Here is a 24713-nt window from a genome sequence, read left to right on the forward strand (position 1 = left end):
GTCATGTCACCGCGAACTCGACTCCAAACAGCAAGGCCGGTGCCAGTTACGGCGGGCTTTGGCCTCGCTGAGTCTGCAGGCGACGAGTTCCGCCGGCGCGTACGTAATGAAGCCGAGGCCGGTGAGTGCCGAGTGCCCCCTATGACGACAAGCCGAAGGTCCAACTCTGCGCCGACAAGAAGCGCAAGCGTGTCCGGATTTGCGGTTGAAGGGGAGCACGAGGAGGCGCGCGCCTCAATCTATATCCTGTGTTGGAGGGAGACATGAAGCCGCTAGAGGGCACCCACGTGCTTGATTTCACACAGGTCCTCGCAGGTCCTCTGTGCACCCAGTATCTTGGAGATCTCGGCGCCGAGATCATAAAAGTCGAGCCCGTCGGCAAGGGCGACGACACAAGACAGTGGCCGCCTTTCCGGGAGGGGTTCGGAGCGGTTTTCCTGAACGTGAACCGGAACAAGCGGAGTCTAGCCCTTGATCTGAAAAATCCCGAGAGCCGACCGATCGTCAGGTCGCTCGTGGAGAAAACTGACGTCGTGATCGAGAGCTTCGCCGGCGGCGTGACCGAACGGCTCGGAATCGACTACGAAACGCTTCGATCAATCAATCCGAAGATCATCTATTGCAGCGTTTCAGGCTACGGCCGATCCGGCCCAATGAAGGACGCGCGCGGATACGACCTGATCCTGCAGGCCTTCAGCGGCATTCTCAGCATGACCGGTCATCCCGGATCCGGGCCGACCCGAGTGCCGTTGTCGCCGATCGACCAAGGCACGGGCATGCATGCTCTATCCGGCATCCTTGCCGCCCTGATCAACCGCAGCAAGACCGGGAAAGGCTGCTTCTTGGAGGTGTCGTTGTTCGAGACCGCCGTCGGCTTTCTCGGATTTAATCTGGAGAGTTACTGGGCACGGGGCCAATTGCCGGCGAAATCCGGGTCTGGTCACGAGTCGCTCTGCCCCTATCAGGTCTTCCAGGCGTCGGACGATCTCGTCCTCTTGGGGATCGCGAACAACAATCACTGGGAGCGCTTCTGCAAGCTCGTGGGACGCGAGGATCTTCTCGCGGACCCCCGCTTTGCGACCAATGCTGATCGCGTCGCTCATTTCGAAGTCACGATCGAAATCGTTCAGGACATCATGGCGACGCGCACGCGGTCCGAGTGGCTGGCGCTACTCCAGAACATCGGCGTTCCGTGCTCCCCGGTGAACACTGTCGCCGACGTCATGAACGAACCCCAGACCAAGGCGCGCGGCATCATCGTGGACTACGATCATCCGCAGCTGGGCTGTCACAAGGCCATCGCGCACCCGGTCCAGTTCGAGAACGTAACGCGCAAAGTCAGGCTGCCGCCGCCGCGGCTGGGACAGCATACTGCCGAAATCCTCCGCGAAGCAGGCCTGAGCGAGGCCGATATCGGCCGGCTCCGTGAAACCAGGACCATCGAGACAGCGGAAACGTAGGAGATAACAGAGCAGCGGGAGTGCCTTTTCGGGCATGGGCGCTGCCCGAGGAATTCGAGTAGCTCCGTGAGGAGAGCGCCGGAAAGCGAGAGGACAAATCATGTCTATTGATCTTGAAGTCGACAAGGACGGCGTCGCCACCGTCACCATCAACCGCGCTGAGGTGCATAACGCCCTCGACGCCGAGCACTACGCGGCGATCTCGAAGGCGTGGCAGACCGTGCGCGACGATCCGCAGATCCGCTGCGCGATTCTCACCGGGGCCGGGGACAAGGCCTTCAGCGCCGGCGCCGACATCAAGAGCGTCCTGACGATGACACAGAACTGGTCCGACGTCTGGTTGACGCAGAAGGATCAGTTGCTCAATCGCGGGCTGGAAGTTTGGAAACCGATCATCGCCGCGGTGAACGGCTTCTGCCTGGGCGGCGGCATGACCATGCTGTTTGCGACCGACATGCGCGTCGCCTCGGAGCACGCGACGTTCAGCTTGTCGGAGGTCAAGCGGGGCATCATCGCGGGCAATGGCGGCACGCAACGCACGCTGCAGCAGTTGCCCTGGTGCATCGGCATGGAGATGCTGCTGACCGGTGATCCGATCGACGCCAAAACCGCCGAACGCTGGGGCTTGATCAACAAGGTCGTGCCGCACAGCGAACTCATGAAATCGGCGCGCGAATATGCAGCGCGCGTCGCCGCCAACGCGCCGCTCGCGGTGCAGGCCGCGAAGGAACTCGCGATCCGGTCGCGCGACACCGACATTAACACGGGACTGCGCATTGAACAGTTGATCGGTCGGCTGCTGCGCGAGACCGAGGATGCGAAGGAGGGCCCGAAGGCTTTTCGCGAAAAACGCAAACCCAATTTCATGGGGAACTGAAATGGGAGCAAATCTTAGCGGTAAAGCCGTGATTGCCGGCATCGGTGCAACCAGATTCGGCGCGCTGCCAGGCCGCACGACGATCTCGATGAATGTCGAGGCAATCCGCAAGGCACTGAACGACGCCGGCATTGAGAAGGACGCGGTCGACGCACTTTACGTGAAGTGTCCGACCTCCAAATTCGAAATGATGTACGGGCAGAAGATTGCTGAAGCGATCGGCCTCCAGCCGAGGATCGGCGGCGTATGGGATTCGGGCGGCTCGTCCAACGTCATCATGATCTCGCAGGCGATCATGGCCATCGAAGCCGGCCAGTGCGAGATTGCCGTGGTCACCTTTGCCGACAACCCGAAGACCGGCTCCGCGGCAAGCTACAGTCACCCGCGCGGCGAAGACGCGCTCTACGGCTGGTTTGGAGTATTGTCTTCCTATGCGATGATCGCGCGCCGTCACATGGGCGAGCTCGGCACGCCGCGCGAGGCCCTAGGCGCAGTGGCTGTGGCCGCCCGGCGCCATGGAGCGCAAAATCCGATTGCGCAGTTGCGCAAACCGCTCGCGCTCGACGAGTATATGGACATGCCGCCGATGGTCGCACCATTCTGCCGCGACGATTGCACACTCGTCTCGGACGGCGCAGCCGCCGTCGTGGTGATGAGTACGGAACGGGCCAGGAAGATGGGCGTGGCGAAACCGGTGCCCGTCCTGGGCTTCGGATTTGGCCAAACGTCGTGGGACGTGACGCAGCGGCCCAACATGACTTCGACGCAGGCGAAGGTCGCCGGCGAAACCGCGTTCAAAATGGCAGGCCTGAAGCCCAAGGACATGGACGTCGCGCAAATCTACGACTGTTTCACTATTACGGCATTGATGACGCTGGAAGACTACGGCTTCGCCAAGAAAGGGCAGGTCGCCGACTTCGTGAAGGGTGGCAACATCGAAATCGGCGGCGAGCTGCCGATGAACACGTCGGGCGGACTCCTGTCGGAGACAGGCATGCCGGGCATGCAGCTGATCCACGAGGGCGTCCGGCAGATGCGCGGAGACGCTGCGTTGCAAGTCAAAGGCGCAAAACATTGCATCATTTCCAACCAGGGAGGAGTGATGCATACCCACGCAGCACTCATTTTGGGACAATGAATACGGTACAGACGGCCTCGAAGCCGAAAGCCAGGCTTCCCGACCCGGACATCAACGAGGTCTCGAAGCCTTATTGGGACGCGCTGAAGAAGGGCAAGCTCACGTTCCAGCATTGCCGCAAGTGCGGCAACAACTGGTTGCCTGCACGGGGCGAATGCCCGAAGTGTCTGGAAGCGGACTGGGCCTGGCACGATGCATCTGGCAAGGCCAAGCTGATCAGCTGGGTGGTATTCCATCGCGCGTTTCATCCGGCGTTCGAAGACCGCCTGCCATATAACGTGGCGGTGGTCGAACTCGCGGAGGGCCCGCGCATGATCACCAACATTGTCGTCGGGGATGCCGAGAAACTCGTCATCGACCAGCCGCTCACCTTCGTGCCCGCCGAGGAACAGGGGCAGGGGATCGCACGATTCAGGCCGGTATAGGCATCAAGGCCGCGAAAGCATCGCTCGTCATCAGGAGCGGCCCGGGGCCGTCAGTGGCAGCGCTGAATCCGCATTAGCTCATTCCTCTCACGACTGCAGGCGAAAGGCGTCCAATGCCGGTGCGAGATCTTGCCGATATTCAGAGAATCGAGGCCGAGCCTCTTGCGACGCGGGGCTTGCCGCGAACAACCTACGAGGTGTTCGCGGCAAGTGCACAGCGCTGGCCGGACCGCAAGGCGCTGTCGTTCTTTCTGACCGCGGACGCCTATCAGCGTGCTTCGACCTGGACCTACGCGGAGCTTCTGGCGGAGATAACCCGTTCCGCGAACGCGCTTCACGCCCTCGGCGTCAGTGCAGATCATCCGGTCGCTTATGTGCTGCCGAACCTGCCCGAAACCCACTTCACGATCTGGGGCGGTGAGGCCGCCGGCGTGGTGCTCGCGGTCAATCCGCTGCTCGAGCCCGATCTGATCGTGGAGATTCTTCGCGTGGCAAAGGTGCGGGTGCTGGTGACGCTCGCGCCGTTTCCCGGCGCCGAGCTATGGAGCAAGCTGGCGCCGCACCTTTCGGCGCTCTCCGAGCTTCGCGTGGTCGCGCTGGTCGACGCTGTGACTTATCTTGGAGGCGCCGGGGGGACGGCGGTGGCGGCCGCAGCGGCGAGCGTGCCGGACGCTAAATTCGAGATCGTGGATTTCCGCGCGGCGATGCAGAGCCAGCCGGCCGATCGCCTGGTTGCGCCGCGGACGATCACGGAACATTCCGTCTCGTCTTACTTCTGCACCGGTGGCACGACAGGCGCGCCGAAGATCGCGGTGCGCACGCACGGCAACGAGGTCTTTGATGCCTGGGCCGCGGCGCAGGTGTTCGGTGAGCGCGAGGAGCCGCGGACCTATTTCTGCGGCCTGCCGCTGTTTCACGTCAACGCGCAGCTCGCCACCGGCCTGTTGCCGTGGATGCATGGCCATCACGTGCTGCTCGCCACTCCCGAGGGCTACCGCGGCAAGAACCTGATCGCGCGCTTCTGGGAGATCGCGGCGCACTACCGCATTGCGACATTCTCAGGTGTGCCGACGATCTATGCCGCCCTGCTCGAGGCGCCGATCGGCGACAACGACATCTCCAGCCTCGAATACGCGATCTGCGGCGCGGCGCCGATGCCGGCCAAGCTGATCGAGGCGTTCGAAGTGAAGACCGGCCTCAAGATTGTCGAGGGCTATGGGCTGACCGAGGGCACTTGCGTCTCCTGCCTCAATCCGCCGGAGGGCAAACGCCGCGCCGGGTCGATCGGCCTGCGCCTGCCATACCAGCAGATGCGCGCCGTCATCCTCGATGACGCCGGACACTTCCTGCGAATGGTGGACGCCGACGAGGTCGGAACGATCGCCATCACCGGGCCCAACGTGTTCGCGGGCTATCTCGATCCGCAGCAGAACGCGGATCTGTGGATCGACATTGAAGGCTCGCGCTGGCTCAACACCGGCGATCTCGGGCGACAGGATGATTCGGGCTATTTCTGGCTGGCCGGCCGGCGCAAGGAGCTGATCATCAGGGGCGGGCACAACATTGATCCCAAGCTGATCGAGGATGCGCTGTCCAAACACCCGGCGGTCGCGATGGTGGCCGCCGTCGGCAGCCCCGACGCCTATGCCGGCGAGGTCCCTGTCGCCTATGTACAGCCCAAACCCGGCATTGCCGTCAGCGACCAGGAATTAATGGAATTCGCCGCGGCCCACGTTCACGAGCGGGCGGCGATTCCAAAGTTCGTGAAGATCATGCCGTCGCTGCCGGTGACCGGGGTCGGCAAGATCTTCAAGCCGGCCCTGCAGCAACGCGAGATCGAGGCCGCTGTTCGCGTCGAGGCGCAGAATGTGGGCGCAACCATCGTCGACTTGGCATTCGAACGCAGCCCCCGGGTGGGACAGGTCGTGCGCGTCCGCGCCGGCGAAGGGACCGAGGCTCTGCGCGCGGCGCTGGAGCGCTATGCCTTCAAGTTCGAAGTGCAGGACTAGCGCTGCGGGCGGCGTGCTTGGCGAAGGATCGTACGGTTAGATTGTCCAGAAACTTCGGGAAGGCGGCAAGATGGTGACGAATGCGACAGGTACCACCCTGATGTGTCTCGGGCCGAGCAGTAGCTTCGAGGTCCGACCGGTTCTTCGGCGCAAGCCGGCCGCCGGCGAGATCGAGGTCGCCGTCGCTGCGGCATCGGTCAATCCAATCGATGTGCGGCGTGCGCAAGGCTATGGCCGGCGATTGCTGTCGCTTGTTGGGGCAGGTCGGTTTCCCATGGTACTCGGCAATGATTTTGCCGGCCCGGTGACGGCGCTCGGCGACATCGACGCGTTCAAGATCGGCGATCGGGTCTATGGCGTGAAGCCGCCATCAGCCGAGGGGAAGGCCGTTCAAAGCCGGCACATGAAAGTGGAGTTAGCGTCGGCGCAGCGCAGAAGACATTCCTGCCAAAGACATTCCAGGAGAGCTGCGTGTTCTTCTGAGGGAAGAAGTCTCTCGTGATGGGACGTCCGGCGAGCGCCGGTAATCGTCTTCTTACCGCGTTGCCGGCGGGAGACTTCGCGTTGCTCGCCCCTCATCTCCAGAAGGTGTCGCTTGAGCAGGACGCCGTGGTGATACGAGCGGGAGATCGACGCGACCGTCTTTACTTTCCCCATAGCGGTGCCATCTCCTTCATGCTTGGCCTTCCGAACGGAGAAACGATCGCAACTGCTGTAATCGGGCGCGAGGGAGCGATCGGCGCATTATCGGTGCTGGGACCCTCTTTCATGTCGTCCGTGACCGCGGTCGTGCGGGTGGGCGGCACCGCATCGCAAATCTCCGTGTCGCGGTTTCATGCAGCCTACATGGAGAGCGGCGCCATCAGACATGTGGTCGAGGCGCACACGAGGTCGATACTCATGCAGTTCCAGCACGTCTCAGGCTGCAACGGACTGCACTCGGTCGAGGCCCGCATGGCCCGGTGGCTGCTTTACCTGCAAGATCGAACCGAGCAACAACATCCTATCATTAACGCAGGAGACGTTTGCGCAGTTGCTCGGGGTGCGACGAACGACCGTGACGCACGTGATTGCCAAACTCCGCGCCTTAGGTGCCATCAGATCCGCTCGGCGGGGCTTGGTCGAAATCGACCGGGCGCGGCTCGAGGAAGCAACCTGTGAATGCTACGACATCATACGCGGTGCAACCGATCGGATCGTCCCGCATGAAGTCGTGGGGTCGCATCCGCATTTTGACGGCTACGACGACGCTCAAGAAATCGCAATGTTTTCGGGCAAGCGGCGACGACCTTCGTAGATGCCTATCAGCGGCCGATCCCCCATGGGGAAGCTCACCCATGAAAAGCTCACCCATGAAGAGTTTGCCTCCGTGCTCACGGTCGGCAACGCCCCTGTACATGGCTCTGCGCCCGCGATCCCGGCTGAACATAGTGCCTGATTGATTGCGTTGGGCTACATGGTTCATCTCGAAGGTAGGCTGCGGCTGACCACGCCCGGCAGAGTGCGGATATATGCTGGACAGCTCGCCAATTGAGGCGGCCGGAGAGGTTCGGGATTGGAACCCCGCCTAAGACAGGCAATCGCGGATCGCCCCCCAAATCACCCGCGAGAGTAACCGCGTATGGACCCCGCCGACTCGACCCGGCGGCTTCTTTTTGGGGAGACTGTGGTTCAATCGCGGTCTCAGAAAAGGACGCCGCCGGTTCGAAATACATGCCCGGCGGCGCTTTAGTCGCAAACTGGGCCACTCAAATCCCCAGTATCCGATTAAGAGCAATGTCTATGCCAAGCTTCGAAGAACGGCCCCAGTACTCTGGGAGGAGATAGCCGGGGCCGCCACTTTCTCCCGGTTCGTCTCCACGATCCCCCGGGAGCATGGAATCGACTCTCAGCAACGCTGCAGGTTCCTGAGAGCGGCCCCAGACTGCTGGAAAGAAAGGCTGGGGCCGTCATTCCAATGCGTGCCCAAGGGCGCAAGGCCGTCGTCATAAATCCGTAATTTTACGGCATCGAACCTTCCGCCGGTTCCAGTACTTGGACATCGTGGAGAAACTCGGGCAAATTGTAGGGATGCGTAATGACGGGACACACACAGTTGGCGGTAACACCGCGCGACCGGTTCCTAGAAGCGGCGCAAAAGGAACTGATTGCCTTTGAGCGTCGAGAACGCGAATTTCGTAGGAAGAAAAGCAAGAGCGGGCGGCGCAACTACAGCTTCCCGCCAACGAGCGAAGCTTACTTTCCTCCCGCGAAGTCATTGGGGAAGGGAAGTAACAAGGCTATCCAGATTTGATTGCTCTTCGATCAAGCGCTTTTCGACGAACTGTCTCTCAAGCTCTGTCAGGTTGGTTTGCAATAGATTGCGATAGCGTTGAATATTTCTGCGATGCGTACGCAAGCGAGCCAACTCTTGGTCAATCATTTATCGTCATCCTTTGACGAGTGGGGTTTGTTTCCTTTGTTTTGACGCAACGCAGGCCAGAGCGGAGTATGATCGCTTGGCGGCGTTGGTATTTCCCCGGTCGGCTGCTTAAATGCCGGCTCACTAAGTCTGTCGCAGGTTTGTGACGCTTTGATTACAGCGCCGTCGTCCGTCGAACAGCTTGCCTCAGTACTGGCCGCTCAGACGTGTGCCTGAATGTCTCGATTTGTCGATCCAGTTGCCATAGCTCCACGTCATGACCATTAACAAGCTGCTTTGCCAGCCCGACGGCCTCGCACACGTCGGCGCAACGCAGGTCGACGCGACTTTGGACGTGACCGTCTTCTCCAATGATGTAGGCGCGATATATTCTTGCATGTGTGGTGGCCCTCAGGACGGAGGCTCAAGGCCCTTCGAATTGACCCATGCATCTATATGCGCGGCAGTCTACCCGGTGAACGGACATTCTCAGGATAGGCGGGCATGTCCTACAGGTGCCAATTTCGGATGTCCGCGAAATGTCATTTCTTGATCCTCGTAGAGCACCAAAGAAAGACCGCCTCGCGGCGGTCTCTCCGAGTCCAACCAGTGCTTTGATCAAGCAGCTCGCTTGAACGCATCCCGCGCCGCCTCATTGGCGCGATCGAAGGCAGCGCGCGTTTCCGTCAAAGCTGCCATAAGTGCGGACCATGACTGGGTCCCCGCCTGGTTCAACTTCTCGAGTTTTTTCTCCGCCTCGACTGCATCGGCGTTCATACGCTTCACGGCGGCGTCGATATCGCCCCGACGCTCAGAAGCAAATTTTTTGGCCTCGCTGCCAAGTTTGTCGGCCGCTTCGCGCCACGCTTTCAATTGGGCATCGGCTTGAAGCTTGAACGTCGCCTGCTGGTGCTCGATTTGCTTGCCGAAGCTCTCGACGTATTTCTTGACCTCGGCCTCGAACGAGCGCCAGTCATCCTCTAGTTTTGCCTTTGCCTGGATCCAGACGGTCTCGTTAGCTTCCGACTGCTTCTTCATGGTGTCCCGGAAGTCATCACGCTGCTTGCGCAGTTCAGCCAGAATCTTCTCAGCCTTGTCGCGGACATCGGCCTGCACCTCGGCTACCTTGCCTTCAAGCGATGTCACTGCGGCGTCCATTTCATCGAGACGCTCCTTGGCCCAATTTATAAAGAAGTGGGGATTGCTTTGCGTCACCATCTGCTTATCTCCTCGCATGCCCCATTTTGCTGATTAACATGCCGCGCCCAACCTGTTTTTGATGCAAGTCAAACCCAAGAGTGATCCTCGGTCTAACCGGACTCCACCTAAGAAATTGCGAGGTCCGAAATGGCTCAAAAGGCGACCTCGCCGATCCATCTGGGCATTAGTCCGCTCTGCCCCCGAAGCCGGACATCCCGGCGTTCGCCAAGCACGTCAGCAACGTGCCGATATTGTTGCAAAAATCGAAAATCGAGCGATCCGGAAAATCTCACGAAACTTGATCGTTGGACTTCCCTGCTGCTGGCGTCGCTTTCACTACGGAGGTCCGTGATCGATTTTGGATGAAACGACATGGTCCCTCACGTCACCGTGCGTAAAACGCATCAGCGGCTCTAAGAATTTTTGTTCGCCACCCCAAAAAGAACTTTTGCAACAATATCTGCCAAGAGCGGACATCGCAGAATGGCTGCCGCTCTTCAGTTCAGCGGCTGCGCTTCGAACTTCCAGACGGGACATCACGGAAATCTATCGAATTGGGGCAGACCATCGCATATGTCATCCCAGGGTGCTTTCGAACCCGCGAAAATATGAGCGGTTGGTCGAATAGAAGGACCATCGATCAGGGTTCCCAGCGTAACGTGCAAATAGGCGCCGTTGCGGACCAGCGAGTAGAGAAGTGAACCGCACCGTTCACAATGAGCGTCATGGTTCGTGCCGCCGCCATACCGCATGACGTGATCGCCACCGCTCACGAATGTGAGGCGGTCAGATTTTATAGCTGCGAACGGCTTTGCAGCCGCCCCGGTAGCTCGCCTGCAATTGGAACAATGGCAATAGAGTGAGTACTCGAAGCTGTCCGGCACCTCATAGGCGACCAAGCCGCATAAGCACGATCCTCTTAGTAGGGTTTGCTCTGTCGCCATGATTGCGAGCCCTTCTTGTTATTCCCAAGGCTGTCCACTTGGCAAAGACGAGCACAATTCAGACCACTCGGTAAGGCCTCTCATTGAGGGTGCGAAGGGACCTTCTTCGCGCATGCCATGCCGAAGGCCCATGTCTGAATTGGGTCATTCGCGTCGGTTTGGCCGCGTACCGACGACTTCCGCTCTACCCCTATAAACAGACATCGTTACCGTGCGTCGGCATGTCTCAAATGTGCCAAAGAGCAGAAGTTTACCCCCAACAGTCCGTACAGCCTGCTACACGTCATCCGTCCACGTGGGCGCAGCAGGCACCTCGCCGTCTTGGCACAACCCGTACAAGGACTGATGCTGACGGAAGCCGCGCAATTCGAAATGGCCGATTTCAACGGCCGGTGCCGCAACTTCGGCGGCAAAAGCACCACTCATGAGCAGTGGCCGGCCAACATCCTTGCAGAGGAGTTCAAGCCGACTGAGGATGTTGATGTCGCGCCCGACGGCGGTGAAGTCGAGGCGATTGCCAGAGCCAATGTTGCCGTATGCGGCATCACCATAGTGCAGAGCAATATCGATGGAAATATGCTGCTGGACCTCGGGCGGTGAAGCCTGGAGCGCAGCCAGCGTTGTCTGCGCTGCAGCCAGGGCCGACTCACAGGCCGGCGCTGGATCATCGCCGGTGACTGGAAAGATCGCAATGACCGCATCACCGATATACTTCAGGATGTCACCTTCGCTGCCAACGACGCCAGGGACGACCAGATCGAAGAAGGTATTTAGGAGTTCAATGATTCTTTGCTCCGGAAGCTCATCTGTCAGTCGGCTGAAACCACGCAAGTCGGCGAGCAGCATTGCCGCCTTGATGTGGCGGACGTTTCCGCGCTGGACGGCGCCCGCCATAATCCGCGCGCACGGATCTCGACCTACATAGGTGGCAAGAAGTTCACTATAGATCCGCCGGCCCGCCGTCACTTCGAGAACTGGGGCAAAGGTCGGCACTAGATAGCGAAAGAGTTCAACGTCCGCTTCCCTAAACCCGATGGGAGCGTCGCTTCCCCACGACATCGCGTTAACGATCCGATTCGAAAAGATAAGAGGCGCCATCACGTAATGGGTAATGCCTTGCGCCCGCAGCGTTGCGAGGATCGGGAAGCGCCGATCGGTGGCTTCGCTAAGGACAGTATCAAGCCACTGTCCGGTTTCGATAACGTACTGAAGGGGGCTACTCTGGTAATCCGACGTAGACTCGATACCGTGTCGCGTCGTTCGGAACTCGGTACTCTGTCCACGGCGCCAGATACGCGATATTCCCCGGAATTCTGGATGCAGCGTACGGACATGCACTGTGGCGCGGGCTATCGGCGCCCCGTGCACGGTGAGCTTCTCGCAGAGCATCTCAAGAAGCCCACCGGTATCGGGCGCAAAACGTCCCTCCTCGCTTAGCCAGCGCAGAAGCTCGGCTTTGCGATCAGCAAGTGAGATATCGAGAGCCTTGGTCACGTTTCACCCGAAGTTTCCCAGGGCACTTCCGCAACGATACGTTCCTGTACCGGGCCGTCGCTTCATCGAGCCACCTTTCAGCCCGAGGAGAGCAATTTAGCACGGCCTGATGGCAGAGTGGTGGCCTCGTAGGTCACAGCAAATGGGGTGCTCGACTTCCGATTTGGGTCTTGTGTCACGAAGCGTAGCCGGTTCAAAAGGCTGCGCGCAACTTTATGGGAGATGAAGGTAGGTCCTTCGGGTTCGGCGATCAGGTCGCTGATCCCAAGCCACCGCGGGCCGCTTTGGTCAAAAGCCACGGTGGTGAGCGCTGCGGAAACGTCGGGACGATGATCCCGGCAGGCACGGTTGAGAGAGGCGAGCGCAAGCGAACCGTCGATGAAGTGTCGAAAGCGGATTAGGTGATGTCAAAACCGAGGGTTGACCCTACCTTCGGGATCAGTTCAGTGGATGTCCTGATACTGACCGAGCGACATCCGGCATGTAGACGGCGCGAAGCTCAACCAGGCTCTTGTAAGGAACGTGAGAACCTAGCCGGCGATGCCAAGGGAAAAGGCCCAAGCGGCTCCAACCGCAAGGCCGAAAGTACCAATGCGCCGGAGAGGGGCGGACTGCTCCGTAGTAGCGAGGAAGCGGCTGTAATGGTCGTGGAGCGAAGGGGGTGGGTCATCGACGATGAATCGGGCCAACCGGCAACGGGAGGAGCCCGAAGCTCAACGGAAGGCGGCAGCCTTCAATCGATGGCACGAGCCGGATGATGCGAGAGTATCAAGTCCGGATCTGTGAGAGGCTCAGGGTGAAATTCCCTGGGCCTACTCGGCAAACTGAGAAGAACTCAGTGTGAATAAATGTCTTCCGGGTTACCCCTGAAAGCGGACATTGCTCGACGCAGTCGGCACGTCGCATTTGTGCCAGAAGCGGTCATTCGATCACATCGTCCGCACAGCGCAGGAAGCTTATTCGGGCAACCCCGCTTTCCGAAGACCCTCAATAAACAGCTTCGAGTTTTTGGGGACCCGGGCGATATGCGCCGATATTGTAAAGGCGGGATCGATCTCAAGCACGCGCGCCGCCGCGGCGTGCGCCTCAGCGTCGCGTCCGAGATGGGCCAAGGCGGACGCGAGGCCGCGGCAAGCTGGCATAAAGAAGGGATTCTGACTAAGGGCTTTCTTCAATACTACGATCGCTTCGTCAAAGCGGCGAAGCCCCATAAGGGCATGCCCAATGCCAAGAAACGTCATGTGTAGCAGCGGGTCTACCGGGCTCATGCGAATGGCACGTTCAAAGCTTCGGATCGCTTCCTCCGGCAGCCCCGCCATTATATAGACCCAGCCTCTGTTGTTCCAAGTGCGCCATGAATTTGGGTTGAGCGCGACCGCCCGGTCAGCCATTTCGATCTCGGCTTCACTAGCGCCGACCATGCCCGCCAAGATTACGGCAACCCTTGACAACGTGTCCGGATCACCATCATCGATCCTCAATGCCAAACGAGCAAGCCGAACTGCTTCCTTGCAGTCGAACTTGGGATCGTTGGCATAGCCTAAAGCGACGTTGCTCGCATGACAGTCACCTGCCAGAGCCGCTGCAGAGCCGAACCTCGGGTCTAGCTCCAAAGCTCGATGAGCCAGCCTGATCGCCTCGGCCAAACTTTCGCGGGTCGTCAGGTAATGCTGTTGCATGGATCGGAGAAAAAAGTCATAGGCAGTGAGGTTCTCTGGTCGCCGCCGCGTCGCCATTTCAATTTCTGTTTGAAGCATCTTTGGCTGAACAGCCGAGACAACGGCGAGCGTTACTTCGTCCTGGAGAGCGAAAATGTCCGTCAGATCACGCTCGAATCTGTCCGCCCATAGATGTGCGCCAGTCACCGCATCGATCAACTGCCCTGTGATGCGAACTTTCCCCGACGCCTTCCGCACGGCCCCCCCGAGGACATAGCGCACGCCGAGCCTGCCGTAATCGTCCGCGCTGCCTTCCCCGAGCAGAGCATGGGTGTTCTTTAGCAGTTCGACCATTCGCGGCGGCACCTCGCCAGGAAGACAGAATTCATACTCTGTCCCAAGATCGATCTGGCGCGCTGCATACATTCTCCGGTCCGCGAGTGCGGTGCCGGGCGTACCCCGATAGGTGCCAGCATAGTCGGTATGAGTGGACGGCGCGAATGGTGCGAAGAGCTTGCGGTGTAGGTCTCGTGGATCGGCCAGGATGGCCTGTCGTCGGTCTGCATCGGCCACGATCTTGGTCAGCAGCTCGCCGCATCGCGCACCCATCACGCGATCATAATTGCTTGCGGAATGCGCTTGCCAACGCGGTGTCGTCGTCATTGGGCCCCCAATGTCATCGCCGCTCTTCGCGCGCGCCTCCTTGGAGGTTCGCGAGACACCATCAGGCAGCTTGCCGCGTGCTATCGTCAACGGCGGCTTGGACGTTGTGCGCGTGCACCTGTCCTCGCGACTTGCTTCGCTTCCTAGTTAGCATCGCCTTTACGAAGCTGTTCCACTTTTTCATCGCGGCCCGCTTCTCTGGCATGTAGTTCCACCGGTCGTAACTTTTCGAACTGACGTCCTGAAGCGTGTGATTCTGTATTCTGTCTCGGATTTCCTTCGATATCCCGGCTTGGCCGGCCAATGTCTTCCATGTTCTGCGCAGATCGCGGTTGGTGACGACCGGAATCACCTCGCGTTCGCGCTGGCGCCACATGAACGAGTAAAGCGTACCGTGGCTCACGGGCTTGGTTGCGTCAGTTGCGGATGGAAAGAACCAGCCGTGAGCATTTGGCTTGATCGACTCGATCAGTTCAGCGGCGACCTCAGGGACCGGGATGGCATGCGGTTTGCCATTTTTTGTCTTTGACCAATCTATGATTCGCTCCTTGGCGTCCCATTGGTCCACATGAAGACGCGCAATTTCCTCGACGCGCTGTCCCGTGAGCATGAGGATACGGACGGCGCGGGTATAGGGCGGATGGACCGGCGCGTCCGGGCACTCGAGCCAGCGATAGAGGCGCACGAATTCCTCTTCGTCTAGCCAGCGTGTCCCAACTTTCTTGGGCTCTGTGGGTATCCCGGCCGCCGGATTGTATACGAGACGGAAACGCCGCTGAGACGCGCTTCGGTAATCGTGCTCCGATTTCATGCCCCAGCTATAGGCAGATCGAATGTAGCTGCGGACATGATCCGCCATTGAACGCTTGCCACGCTCGTAGATTGGCCGAATGACGTCCGTGATTTCTTCCGGCTCGATATCGCGAGCCAGCCGATTGCGGCCGAGCGTGTCGGCAACCTTGTTGAGGTTCTTCTCAGCGTCCTTCCACGACGACTTTGCAGCCGACTTCAAGTGGGCGACGTACGCTTCGAAGAGATCGGCCACGGTGCCGGGGCGGGTGTCGCCAGCGAGCTTGATGCTGCGACCCTTCTGAATCATGTCAGCGAAGTCGCGGGTGAAAACTTCGCGTGCTTTGCTGAGGGACATTGATGGATAAGAGCCTAGTTTTTTCTTGAGGCGCTTCCCGTCTCGCCACTGCTGTGCCATCCAGTCTGCCGTAATGCGAGTGGGCATGGGCTTAATCACTAGGACCAATCGCCCCGTTCCGTGCCCTTCTCCATCGGTGAGGCTGAGCTCTTTGCTGGTCCGTTCCACCTGCTTTAGTGCGCGGCGGACTTCTCCATCAGTAAGGCTTGGCACTCGGCTCTCCCGTCGGTTCTCAGGTGGGGTCGTTAGACGGCTAACAGGGGTCGGCGATTGGGGTCACAAGGGTCGCTAATCCCCTTAAAACCGACCCCAATATGCCATAGCGCGCCAAACTACGACAAGAGGAAAAGTACAGTTGAATCAATAATATCTGTTGTGATTAAACGTGATCAAAACGGGCCGAGTGGGATGGTTGTGGACCAGGATCAGCGCGGTCGCCGATAGTTCGAGCGCGCGCTTGATGACCTCGCGCGGATAGACCGGCGTGTGATCGACGGTGCCGGTCTGCTGGATTTCGTCGGCGATCAACTGGTTACGCTTGTCGAGGAACAGCAGGCGAAACTGCTCCTTGTCGGCGAATGCCATGCCGCTGCGGCAATAGTCGATCACGTCGTTCCAGGACGACAGTGCAATCTTGCGCTTGATCTCGCCTTTCGCAACCCGGTGTGCTGCTGCGGCGAGCAGCTTGATCTGGTTGATCGAGGCCTCGCCGATGCCGTCGACCTCGCGCAGGCGTGCTACCGGCGCGTGAATGACCTCGGCGAACGAGCCGAATTTCTTCAACAGCTCTTTCGCCAGCGGCTTGGTGTCGCGCCGGGGCAGGGCCGGGAAGAGCGCCATCTCCAATAGTTCGTAATCGCTGAGCGCCTCCGGCCCGGCCGCATAGAAGCGCTCGCGCAAGCGTTCGCGGTGGCCGTGATAGTGCGGCTTGTCGGCGGGTTGATCCGGGGGATTGCTGGTGTCGGTTGGCATCGATCGTAAACATGCCGTGCCGGCCAGCTTTTGCAACTCGGAATTGCGGGGCAGTTGACGAAAAGGCGCCACGCGGTAAGCGCGGCGCCTTCAACCGTTTCAGATCAATTCGCTATCAGGCCTTCACGGCGGCGAAGGCATAGCCGTTGCCGTCCTTGGTCAGTGTGCCGACATTCGGGAAGCCGAAATGATAGCCGGCGATCATGCCCTTTTCGGCGATGACGCGATCGAAGAACGCGCGGCGCGTCGCTTCCGCCTTCGGCCCGTCGGCGTCGAATGCCGAGAACCAGCCCGGATTTCTCACGAATAGCTGATGGATGCCGGTAACGTCGCTCTGGATGAAGAGCTGCTGTCCCCCCGACGCCACCAGGAAGGACATGTGTCCGACGGTGTGGCCCGGCGTGGCGATGGCCTTGACGCCAGGCGCGAGGTCGGCGCCATCATTGTATTGCTTGACGTTCTTCCAGGTCGGGAAGGTCGCCTGAATCCGCTTGATGAACGGACGGTTGGCCTCCGGCACCTTCTCCACAAGCGCCGGATCGGTCGCGAACTTGAATTCCACCTCAGGCATCATGATTTCCGCGTTCGGGAACACCTGTGCGCTGGTCTCCTTCACCCACAGGCCCGAGATGTGATCGGGATGGAAATGCGAGATCACGACCGCCGAGACGGTCGTGGGATCGAGGCCAGCCGCCTTCATGTTGTCGGCGAGCTTGCCGACCGTCGCCGGGCCGTTACCGCCAAAACCGGTGTCGAACAGGATGACCTTGCCGCCGGTTCGGATCGCGGTGACGGTGAAGGGGTTGTCGATCTTGTCGGGCCCGATGCCTGCAGCGGTAAGCGCCTTCTTGACGTCGTCGAGCGAGGCGTTCTTGACCATGCCCTCGGCGACCGTGCGCTCGATGGTTCCGTCATGCAGGCTGAAGACCTCGATGTCCCCAACCTTGTATTTGAGGCTGTCCGCAGCGCGCTGCGCATGCGCCGCGCCGATGAACGAAACCGGTCCGTTGAGGCCGAACACCAGCGCCGCCCCCGTGCTTCCGAGGACCAGATCGCGACGTGAAATCTCGAACATTGCCCTTGCTCCCTTTGATTGATCCCTAGCCCGCCAGAGCCTTCTCTTTTGGAAGGCTCGCGCAGTACTACCCCGGACAAGGCGAGCTATTCCTGTGTGCTCCCGTTCCAATTGCAGACATGTTGCTGCATCGCAGTGTCCCGGCGCCCGGACATCTCAGCAAATGCGAGGCATTTGCAAACAGGGCTCGCGGCCAGGGCGGCCGACGCGAAACGCTTCGATGAAGCCGCCGTCCTTCTGGGTCACGAAGACGGTTTTGCCGTCGGGACCGCCAAAGGTGAGGTTGGTCGGCTGCTTACCGCGCAGCGGCACCTCGCGTTCTAGCGATCCATCGGCGCCGATAATGGCGATCGTGCCGGCGGAAAGCCGGGCGAGATAGACCCGGCCGTCGACGTCGGTGCGCAGGCCGTCGACCTCAAAGTCCGTGAAACCCCTGATCAGCCGCGGGTCGAGCAATTTGCTGCCGTCGAGACGATAGGCCCATACCTGCCGCGAATTCGACTCGCTCACGTAAAGGGTGGCGCCATCCGGGCTCAAATCGATGCCGTTGGTTACGCCAAGACGCCTGGTAGAGGACATCACTTCACCTTGCCCCTTGCCGTCCGGCCCACGGACAATGCGCCAAATCTGGCCGCCCGAGGGTGGTGCAAATCGCGGGTCGCTGGCATAGAGAGTGCCGTCCGCCGCGACCGCGAGGTCGTTCGGCTGATTGAATCGATCGGAATGAAAGTAAATTCGCGGCGTGGTTTCGCCTGATGCGATGACCCACACATTGTGTTTTTTGAAATCGGCAATGTACATCCGCCCACTGCGGTCGAAACGAATTCCATTGCCGACGCTGCCGGCGGGAAGCGATGTGAAGAGCTGGGATTGCGAGGCGCCTGGCGCGACCTTGCCGATGTTGCCGCGCTGTCGAAAATTGACGACGTAGAGGTTGCCGGATGCGTCGACCGCGGGACCTTCGATGCCGGACGTGTACTCGCCCTGCGGCGTGATCCGCTTACTCACGAACAGCGCGTCCTCGGCGGCGGTGCCATGACTTACGAAAAAGGGGCTTGCGAAAAAGGGGCTTGCGAAAAAAGCGGCCGATGCGACCAGGCAGGTGGCGGCCAATCCCGCTCGAAGGTCTCGTTCGCGGGTCGTCATCGCCTGTCCCCTGCTGAACGCCATCGGCACAAGCGCGCTCCCCAGGGCGCGAGCAGGTCAGGCTGAACGCGCTACCTTAGACGGCGACGTACGGCTTCTCGCCGTGGCGCTCCGACAGCGTGAAAATCTCGACGCCGGTCGCGGTCACGCCGACCGAATGCTCGAACTGTGCCGACAGCGAGCGGTCGCGCGTCACCGCGGTCCAGCCATCGGACAGGATTTTTACATGCGGCTTGCCGAGATTGATCATCGGCTCGATGGTGAAGAACATGCCGGGCTTGAGCATAACGCCTTCCCCGGGCCGGCCGATATGGATGATGTTGGGCTCGTCGTGGAACATGCGCCCGAGCCCATGGCCGCAGAAATCGCGCACCACGCTCATGCCTTGCGGCTCGACGAAGCTCTGGATGGCGTGGCCGATATCGCCGGTGGTGGCGCCGGGCTTCACCGCGGCAATGCCGCGCATCATCGCTTCATAGGTGACCTCGATCAGCCGCTCCGCCTTGCGGGCGATCGGACCGATCACATACATGCGGCTGGAATCGCCATACCAGCCGTCGACGATGAAGGTGACGTCGATATTGACGATGTCGCCCTCTTTCATCGCGCGGTCGCCGGGCATGCCGTGGCAGACCACGTGATTGATCGAGGTGCAGGTCGAGTAGCGGTAGCCGCGATACATCAGCGTCGCCGGGTAGGCGCCGTGGCTGAAGGCGAAGTCGCGGACGAATTCGTCGATCCGGGAAGTCGGGACGCCCGCCTTGACGATGTCGGTGAGCTCGTCGAGGCATTTGGCCACCAGTGCGCCGGCCTTGCGCATGCCGGCAAAGCCGCTCGCGCCGTGCAGCTTGATCTGGCCGGTTTTTCGCAAGGAGGTATCTGTTGCTTCGATATAGCTCATGGGCGGGTCATGCTTCGGGAACGGAAAAAGAGGCTGATTTGAACGTCTAATTTAATGATCCGACCGCTCAGTGCAAGCCAAGGTTGGGACTCCGAGCCTCCTTAAAAAAGCTTGCATCTAGCCGGAAACCTCCACCACCTGCTCGACCGGCAGCGCGCCGCCGCGGACGCGGATTTCGCGGACCGGATAGGGAACGCGGATGCCCTCGCGCTTGAACGCGTCCCACAGCGCCAGCATCACCTCGCTCTTGACGTTGTCCATGCCGTCGGGGTCGGCGATCCAGAAGGTCAGCGAAAATTTCATGCCGGCTTCGGCGAACTCGGTGATGATGCAGTTCGGCGGCTTGTTCTTGATGGCGCGCGGGGCGGCTGCCGCAACCTCGATCGCCAGCTTGCAGACGAGGCGCGGATCGGCGTCGTAATTGGTGCTGAACAGCACCTTCACCAGCGTATTCTTGTCGGTGTAGGTCCAGTTCACGACCTTCTGCGTCACCAGATCCTCGTTCGGGATCAGGAACTCGCGGCCGTCGCCGGCGGCGACCGAGATGTAGCGCGTCTTCATCGCGCTGATCCGGCCCGAACTGTCGCCGATGGTGACGAGGTCGCCGGGTTTCACGGATTTGTCCGCCAGCAGGATGATGCCCGAGATGAAATTGGCGACGATCTTCTGCAAGCCCAGACCGATGCCGACGCCGGCCGCGCCGGTAAAAACCGCTAGCGCCGAAAGGTTGATGCCGACAGTACCGAGCGCGATCGCGATCGCCACCACCATCAGTCCGATGCGGATAATCTTGACCAGCAGCACCTGGACCGACGGCGTCAGGTCGCTGGCGCGGGTAATCCTGCTTTCGATGAAGTTGCTGGCGATGTTGGTCAGCCAAAGCGCCGCGATCAGCAGTGCGCCAGCCTTGATCAGCAGCAGCGGCGTCAGCCGCAAGCCGCCGATCTCGATCGCAAACGAGTCCAGTGTTTCCGCGGCCGGGTCGAGTTGCCCAAGGATACTCAGCGCCGCGACAAACCATGCCGTTATCGACACCAGCTTGACGATGAAGGCGTTGCGGATCACCGAAGTCACGAGCCGGATCACGAGCCACGCCAGCGCCAGCTTGGCGGCGACCATCAGAAGATAGCTGCGGCTTGGCCACGTCAGGTGGTACATCGTGACGCGCTCCGCGATCACCAGGACGGCGAACACCGCGGTCGAGGCGCTGCCGACCAGCACGCGGACGAAATGCCGGAGCGGCAACGGCCAGCGCATCGCCAGCGAGGTCATGTCGACCCGCGCGCGGATCGCCGCATCCGCCGCATAGGCGATGCCGGCGGCGGTCAGCATCAGCCCGAACTGCAGATAGAACCATGGCGAGGTGACCTCTGCGCCGACCGATCGCGCAGTCGATTGCAGAAACTCAATGATTTCCTTCAGGGCCATGTCCATCGGTAAATCTCGTCAGGCGGAGCGCAGGCAATTTGATTCGAACGGTGGGCAGATTTCCACAATCCGGGCGGGCGGACCATCGATACATGGACCGGCCAAGTCAGGTTAGCCCTTAAAACAGGGCGTATTGCCGCTATTGCAGAAATGGGTTGGCGTTCAACTGTGGCAACGATATGGATGCAATTGCAAGTATTTGCGATAATTACAGAGGTTCATGGCTTCTCTCGACTCGGTCAGCATCGCCATCTTTCTGGGCGCCATTCTGGTGATGGCGGGCATCCTGTCGAGCCTGCTCGCGTTGCGCTTCGGGGCGCCCTTGCTGCTGGTGTTCCTTGGGATCGGCATGCTGGCGGGCGATGCCGGGCCGGGCCAGCTCAACTACAACGACGTCCGCACCACCTATCTGGTGGGGTCGGTGGCACTGGCGCTGATCCTGTTCGATGGCGGCTTGCGAACGAAATTTCAGAGCATCCGCACCGTGCTGGCGCCCTCGATGGTGCTGGCGACGATCGGCGTATTGCTTACCGCGCTGGTGACCGCGCCGGTCGCCAGATATGTGCTTGATCTCAACTGGACCGAGTCGCTTCTGGTCGGCGCGGTGGTGGCCTCGACCGATGCAGCCGCGGTATTTCTGCTCGTCCACACCCAGGGCCTGCGTCTTCGCCCCCGTGTCGGGGCGACGCTGGAGGCGGAATCCGGCACCAACGATCCGTTCGCGATCTTCCTCACTTTGATGCTGGTCGAATTCATTTCGATCGGTCAAAGCTCACCCGGACATGTCGTATTCGAACTCGCCCGCGAGGGCCTGCTCGGCGCCGTGATCGGCGTGATCGGCGGCCGCCTGGTGGTACTGGCGCTCAATCGGGTGGCGCTGCCGCAGGGCCTGCATGCGCCCTTCGTCACCACGGCCGCGCTGGTGATCTTCGGCGTGGCGCAGATCGCGCATGCCTCGGGCTTTCTCGCAGTCTATCTCGCCGGCATCATCATCGGCAATCGGCCGACGCGCGCGCATAATTCGGTGATCACCTTTTTGGATGCCGCGACCTGGCTGGCGCAGATCGTGATGTTCGTCCTGCTCGGGCTGCTCTCGTCGCCGCAACGGCTGCTGGACAGCGTAGGGCCGGCGGTGATCGTGGCACTGGTGCTGATGCTGGCGGCGCGGCCAATCGCGGTGTTCCTGTGCTTGGTGCCGTTCCGCTTCAACTGGCGCGAAAAAATCTTCATCGCCTGGACCGGCCTGCGTGGCGCGGTCGCAATCTTCCTCGCCTCGATCCCGATGCTGGTCGGATTGCCAAAGGCCTACCTCTATTTCGACGTCGCCTTTGTCGTGGTCATCATCTCGCTGTTGCTGCAGGGCTGGACGCTGGCGCCGGCGGCGCGCTGGCTGCATGTAGCGTTGCCGCGCGTGGACCGCGGTCCCAGGCGCGTCGAGCTCGATCTACCCGGCCAGCTCGAGCAGCAGCTGGTCGGCTATCCCGTGCGTCCGAAAAGCCTCTATTTCCGGCGCGGGTTGCTGCCATCCTGGTCCAAGCCGACGCTGGTGATCCGCGAGGAACGGATTCTCTCTCCCGCCGAGGCCGATCCGGTTGCCGCGGGGGATTACATCTATCTGCTGGCGCCGCCGGAAAAGGCCGAGGCGCTGGACCGTTTCTTTGTCGACATGGCGCCGAGTTCGGCGCCCGACCCGCATCTGCTCGGCGATTTCATGGTTTCCGGCGAGCATACCCTCGGCGAACTGGCCCAGATCTACGGCGTATCGGCCGGCGAAGAGCATGCCACGCTGACGCTGGCGGATTATTTCGACATTCATCTCGATCATGCGCCGAAGGTGGGCGCCGAGCTCGTGCTCGATCCGATCGTGCTGGTCGCTCGCAGCATCAGCGGTGGCCGGGTCAATGTGGTCGGCCTGCGCCTGCCTGAGGATGAGGAGCAGGCCGTGCCGCTGACGCGCAGGCAGAAGGCCAGGCGCAAGTTGGCGGAGATCTGGTCGTCGGTCGCCGGGGTTTGACTGCCGCGGGAATGCGAACCATGGCTTGCGCCTGTCACGCGCGTTGCGCTGGAATTACTCTTCCAGGGTAAATCCAACCCTCAAGGTGACCTGGTAGTGGCGAACAGATCCGTTTTCGATATGGCCTCTGGTCTGCACGACTTCGAACCATTTCATTTCGCGAATGGTTTTTGACGCACGGGTAATGGCGTTCTGAATCGCGTCCTCGATGCTTTTTTCGGAAGACCCTACGAGATCGAGGATCTTGTACACGTGATCCTTCATTCCGGCGGTATCGGGCATGGCAAACCTCCATTGCGGCCATCGGTGCTCAATTCTGAACGAGTTGGCGACCGCCTCAGTTCCATGACTTCTGTCGACTTGTGCATCGCGGTGCACTGCCGCGCGACTGAGCCAACGATCAAGGGCTCCGCGTGCAATGCATCGATGCGCAGCCGCCGTGCATCATCCGGCGCATTCCGCTGTTGAGGAAGAGGCGAACTATCATTAGCTTAGCCGACGGTCAGTGGATGACCTCACGGTGGAAACGCAGGAGAGACACAACAATGTCCGGCCCGTCAGACGATCAACTCGGCTTTGCACCCGATTACGATTCTCCTGTCCCCTATATGCAGCGCACGCGCGACTACTATGCTGCGATCGGCTACACCACGCCCTACCGCTGGGCGCACTATGTCGATGCGCCGTTTCAGCCGCTGAAGAAGCCGCTGGCGCAGTCACGCGTCACCATCGTCACGACCGCCGCGCAATATGATCCCGCCAAGGGCGATCAGGGACCCGGCGCCGCCTATAATGGCAGCGCGAAATTTTACACTGTCTATGACGGCGACACCTCGAAGCAGCACGATTTGCGGATCTCCCATATCGGCTACGACCGCAAGCACACTACGGCCACCGACAGCGGCACTTGGTTTCCGCTGCCGCAGCTTTTGAAGGCGAAGGCCGCAGGACGGATAGGCGAAGTCGCGCCGCGCTTCTTTGGCGCGCCGACCAATCGCAGCCATCGCGTCACCATCGATGTCGACGCGCCCGACATCCTCGCCCGTTGCCTCGCCGATCAGGTCGATGTCGCGGTGATCGTTCCGAACTGTCCGGTCTGTCACCAGACGTCAGCGCTGGTGGCGCGCCATCTCGAAGCCAACGGGATCGCCACCGTCGTGATGGGTTGCGCCAAGGATATCGTCGAGTTCGCGGCCGCGCCCCGTTTCCTGTTTTCGGATTTCCCGCTCGGCAATTCCGCGGGCAAGCCGCATGACGTGGAGTCGCAGGCGCAGACGCTGGAGCTGGCGCTGCGGCTGTTGGAGTCTGCACCCGGCGCGCGCACCACGATGCAGTCGCCGCTGCGCTGGAGCGAGGATGCTTCCTGGAAGCTCGACTACAACAACATCGCCCAGATGAGTCCGGAAGAGCTGGCGCGGCGTCGCGCCGAGTTCGACAAGCAGAAAGAGATCGCGCGCGGCAACCGGGCAGCGTGATCATGCATGGACATCATTCAAATCTTCCGATGTGAAGTTGATGACCTACTGGGTGAAGCGGATCAAGCTGCGGAACGGAGAGATAGTCACCGAACGTGAACTGAGACACGACGAGAATCTATTTGAAGGCCCGGCGCCTGTCGTGGGTGACAAGATGATTGTTACGTGCCGCGGTCGGAAGTTTGAGGCAAGGGTGGTTTGGGGTAACTGGCCTGGACGTGAGCATGAGCAGGCAACGATCGTTCCGTTGCGTGTAGAAGAAACATAGGCTGCAGGGACCCCAGGG

General features: G+C 60.5%; 22 protein-coding genes. 10 read left to right on the forward strand and 12 right to left on the reverse strand.

Features of this window, described 5'->3' with window-relative positions:
* Positions 1 to 263 precede the first annotated feature (263 nt).
* The 8 genes from ACH79_RS13300 (at position 264) to ACH79_RS43860 (ending at position 7206) form a co-directional block, all read left to right on the forward strand.
* The gene (locus ACH79_RS13300; protein WP_161851429.1) at positions 264 to 1460 is read left to right on the forward strand and encodes a CaiB/BaiF CoA-transferase family protein; all 1197 of its coding nucleotides are present in this window, start codon (positions 264 to 266) and stop codon (positions 1458 to 1460) included.
* A 100-nt stretch (positions 1461 to 1560) separates the two neighbouring features.
* Entirely contained in the window at positions 1561 to 2337 is a 777-nt protein-coding gene (locus ACH79_RS13305; protein ID WP_161851430.1) for an enoyl-CoA hydratase/isomerase family protein, read from the forward strand.
* Between the two features lies 1 nt (position 2338).
* Entirely contained in the window at positions 2339 to 3475 is a 1137-nt protein-coding gene (locus tag ACH79_RS13310) for a thiolase family protein (RefSeq protein ID WP_161851431.1), read from the forward strand.
* The gene (locus tag ACH79_RS13315; protein WP_161851432.1) at positions 3472 to 3900 is read left to right on the forward strand and encodes a Zn-ribbon domain-containing OB-fold protein; all 429 of its coding nucleotides are present in this window, start codon (positions 3472 to 3474) and stop codon (positions 3898 to 3900) included. Before ACH79_RS13310 ends, ACH79_RS13315 begins: the two co-directional genes overlap by 4 nt.
* A gap of 113 nt (positions 3901 to 4013) precedes the next feature.
* A complete protein-coding gene (locus ACH79_RS13320) occupies positions 4014 to 5909 on the forward strand; it encodes an acyl-CoA synthetase (RefSeq protein WP_161851433.1) in 1896 nt (631 codons plus the stop codon).
* 70 nt (positions 5910 to 5979) lie between these two features.
* Positions 5980 to 6411, forward strand: a complete 432-nt coding sequence (locus ACH79_RS13325) for an alcohol dehydrogenase catalytic domain-containing protein (RefSeq protein ID WP_202639235.1) — start codon at positions 5980 to 5982, stop codon at positions 6409 to 6411.
* Positions 6411 to 7070 (forward strand): Crp/Fnr family transcriptional regulator, encoded by a 660-nt coding sequence (locus ACH79_RS13330; RefSeq protein ID WP_246738519.1) that lies wholly within the window; start codon positions 6411 to 6413, stop codon positions 7068 to 7070. Before ACH79_RS13325 ends, ACH79_RS13330 begins: the two co-directional genes overlap by 1 nt.
* A complete protein-coding gene (locus ACH79_RS43860; RefSeq protein WP_246738520.1) occupies positions 6967 to 7206 on the forward strand; it encodes a hypothetical protein in 240 nt (79 codons plus the stop codon). The genes ACH79_RS13330 and ACH79_RS43860 overlap by 104 nt, the downstream gene beginning before the upstream one ends.
* A 957-nt stretch (positions 7207 to 8163) precedes the next feature.
* Here ACH79_RS43860 and ACH79_RS13335 read toward each other — a convergent pair.
* The 11 genes from ACH79_RS13335 to ACH79_RS13385 all read right to left on the reverse strand — a co-directional run bounded on the left by ACH79_RS13335 (position 8164) and on the right by ACH79_RS13385 (position 20944).
* On the reverse strand, positions 8164 to 8331 hold the full coding sequence (locus ACH79_RS13335) for a hypothetical protein (RefSeq protein WP_161851434.1): 168 nt from the start codon (positions 8329 to 8331) through the stop codon (positions 8164 to 8166).
* Between the two features lie 597 nt (positions 8332 to 8928).
* Positions 8929 to 9528 (reverse strand): hypothetical protein, encoded by a 600-nt coding sequence (locus ACH79_RS13340; protein ID WP_161851435.1) that lies wholly within the window; start codon positions 9526 to 9528, stop codon positions 8929 to 8931.
* A gap of 518 nt (positions 9529 to 10046) precedes the next feature.
* Positions 10047 to 10454, reverse strand: coding sequence for a GFA family protein (locus tag ACH79_RS13345; protein ID WP_161851436.1), 408 nt, complete (start codon positions 10452 to 10454; stop codon positions 10047 to 10049).
* A 276-nt stretch (positions 10455 to 10730) separates the two neighbouring features.
* On the reverse strand, positions 10731 to 11948 hold the full coding sequence (locus ACH79_RS13350) for an adenylate/guanylate cyclase domain-containing protein (RefSeq protein WP_161851437.1): 1218 nt from the start codon (positions 11946 to 11948) through the stop codon (positions 10731 to 10733).
* Positions 11949 to 12904: 956 nt separating this feature from the next.
* Positions 12905 to 14269, reverse strand: a complete 1365-nt coding sequence (locus tag ACH79_RS13355; RefSeq protein ID WP_246738521.1) for a tetratricopeptide repeat protein — start codon at positions 14267 to 14269, stop codon at positions 12905 to 12907.
* 61 nt (positions 14270 to 14330) lie between these two features.
* Entirely contained in the window at positions 14331 to 15629 is a 1299-nt protein-coding gene (locus ACH79_RS13360; protein ID WP_161851438.1) for a site-specific integrase, read from the reverse strand.
* A gap of 147 nt (positions 15630 to 15776) precedes the next feature.
* Complete coding sequence (locus ACH79_RS13365) at positions 15777 to 16388, reverse strand: RadC family protein (protein WP_161851439.1); 612 nt, start codon at positions 16386 to 16388, stop codon at positions 15777 to 15779.
* 115 nt (positions 16389 to 16503) lie between these two features.
* Positions 16504 to 17463: an MBL fold metallo-hydrolase gene (locus ACH79_RS13370; protein ID WP_161851440.1), complete on the reverse strand. Its 960-nt coding sequence runs from the start codon at positions 17461 to 17463 to the stop codon at positions 16504 to 16506.
* A gap of 156 nt (positions 17464 to 17619) precedes the next feature.
* Positions 17620 to 18471, reverse strand: coding sequence for an SMP-30/gluconolactonase/LRE family protein (locus ACH79_RS13375; protein WP_371419395.1), 852 nt, complete (start codon positions 18469 to 18471; stop codon positions 17620 to 17622).
* A gap of 214 nt (positions 18472 to 18685) precedes the next feature.
* Positions 18686 to 19510: a type I methionyl aminopeptidase gene (gene map, locus ACH79_RS13380; protein ID WP_161851442.1), complete on the reverse strand. Its 825-nt coding sequence runs from the start codon at positions 19508 to 19510 to the stop codon at positions 18686 to 18688.
* 117 nt (positions 19511 to 19627) lie between these two features.
* Entirely contained in the window at positions 19628 to 20944 is a 1317-nt protein-coding gene (locus ACH79_RS13385) for a mechanosensitive ion channel family protein (RefSeq protein WP_161851443.1), read from the reverse strand.
* A gap of 214 nt (positions 20945 to 21158) precedes the next feature.
* On the opposite strand from ACH79_RS13385, the gene ACH79_RS13390 reads away from it, so the two are divergent.
* Positions 21159 to 22952 (forward strand): potassium/proton antiporter, encoded by a 1794-nt coding sequence (locus ACH79_RS13390; protein WP_161851444.1) that lies wholly within the window; start codon positions 21159 to 21161, stop codon positions 22950 to 22952.
* A 54-nt stretch (positions 22953 to 23006) separates the two neighbouring features.
* Here ACH79_RS13390 and ACH79_RS13395 read toward each other — a convergent pair whose 3' ends face one another.
* Complete coding sequence (locus tag ACH79_RS13395) at positions 23007 to 23216, reverse strand: dodecin (RefSeq protein WP_156435839.1); 210 nt, start codon at positions 23214 to 23216, stop codon at positions 23007 to 23009.
* A gap of 281 nt (positions 23217 to 23497) precedes the next feature.
* On the opposite strand from ACH79_RS13395, the gene ACH79_RS13400 reads away from it, so the two are divergent.
* Positions 23498 to 24427, forward strand: coding sequence for a glycine reductase (locus tag ACH79_RS13400; RefSeq protein ID WP_161851445.1), 930 nt, complete (start codon positions 23498 to 23500; stop codon positions 24425 to 24427).
* Positions 24428 to 24713 lie beyond the last annotated feature (286 nt).

This window comes from Bradyrhizobium sp. CCBAU 051011, assembly GCF_009930815.1.
Classification (GTDB): Bacteria; Pseudomonadota; Alphaproteobacteria; order Rhizobiales; family Xanthobacteraceae; genus Bradyrhizobium.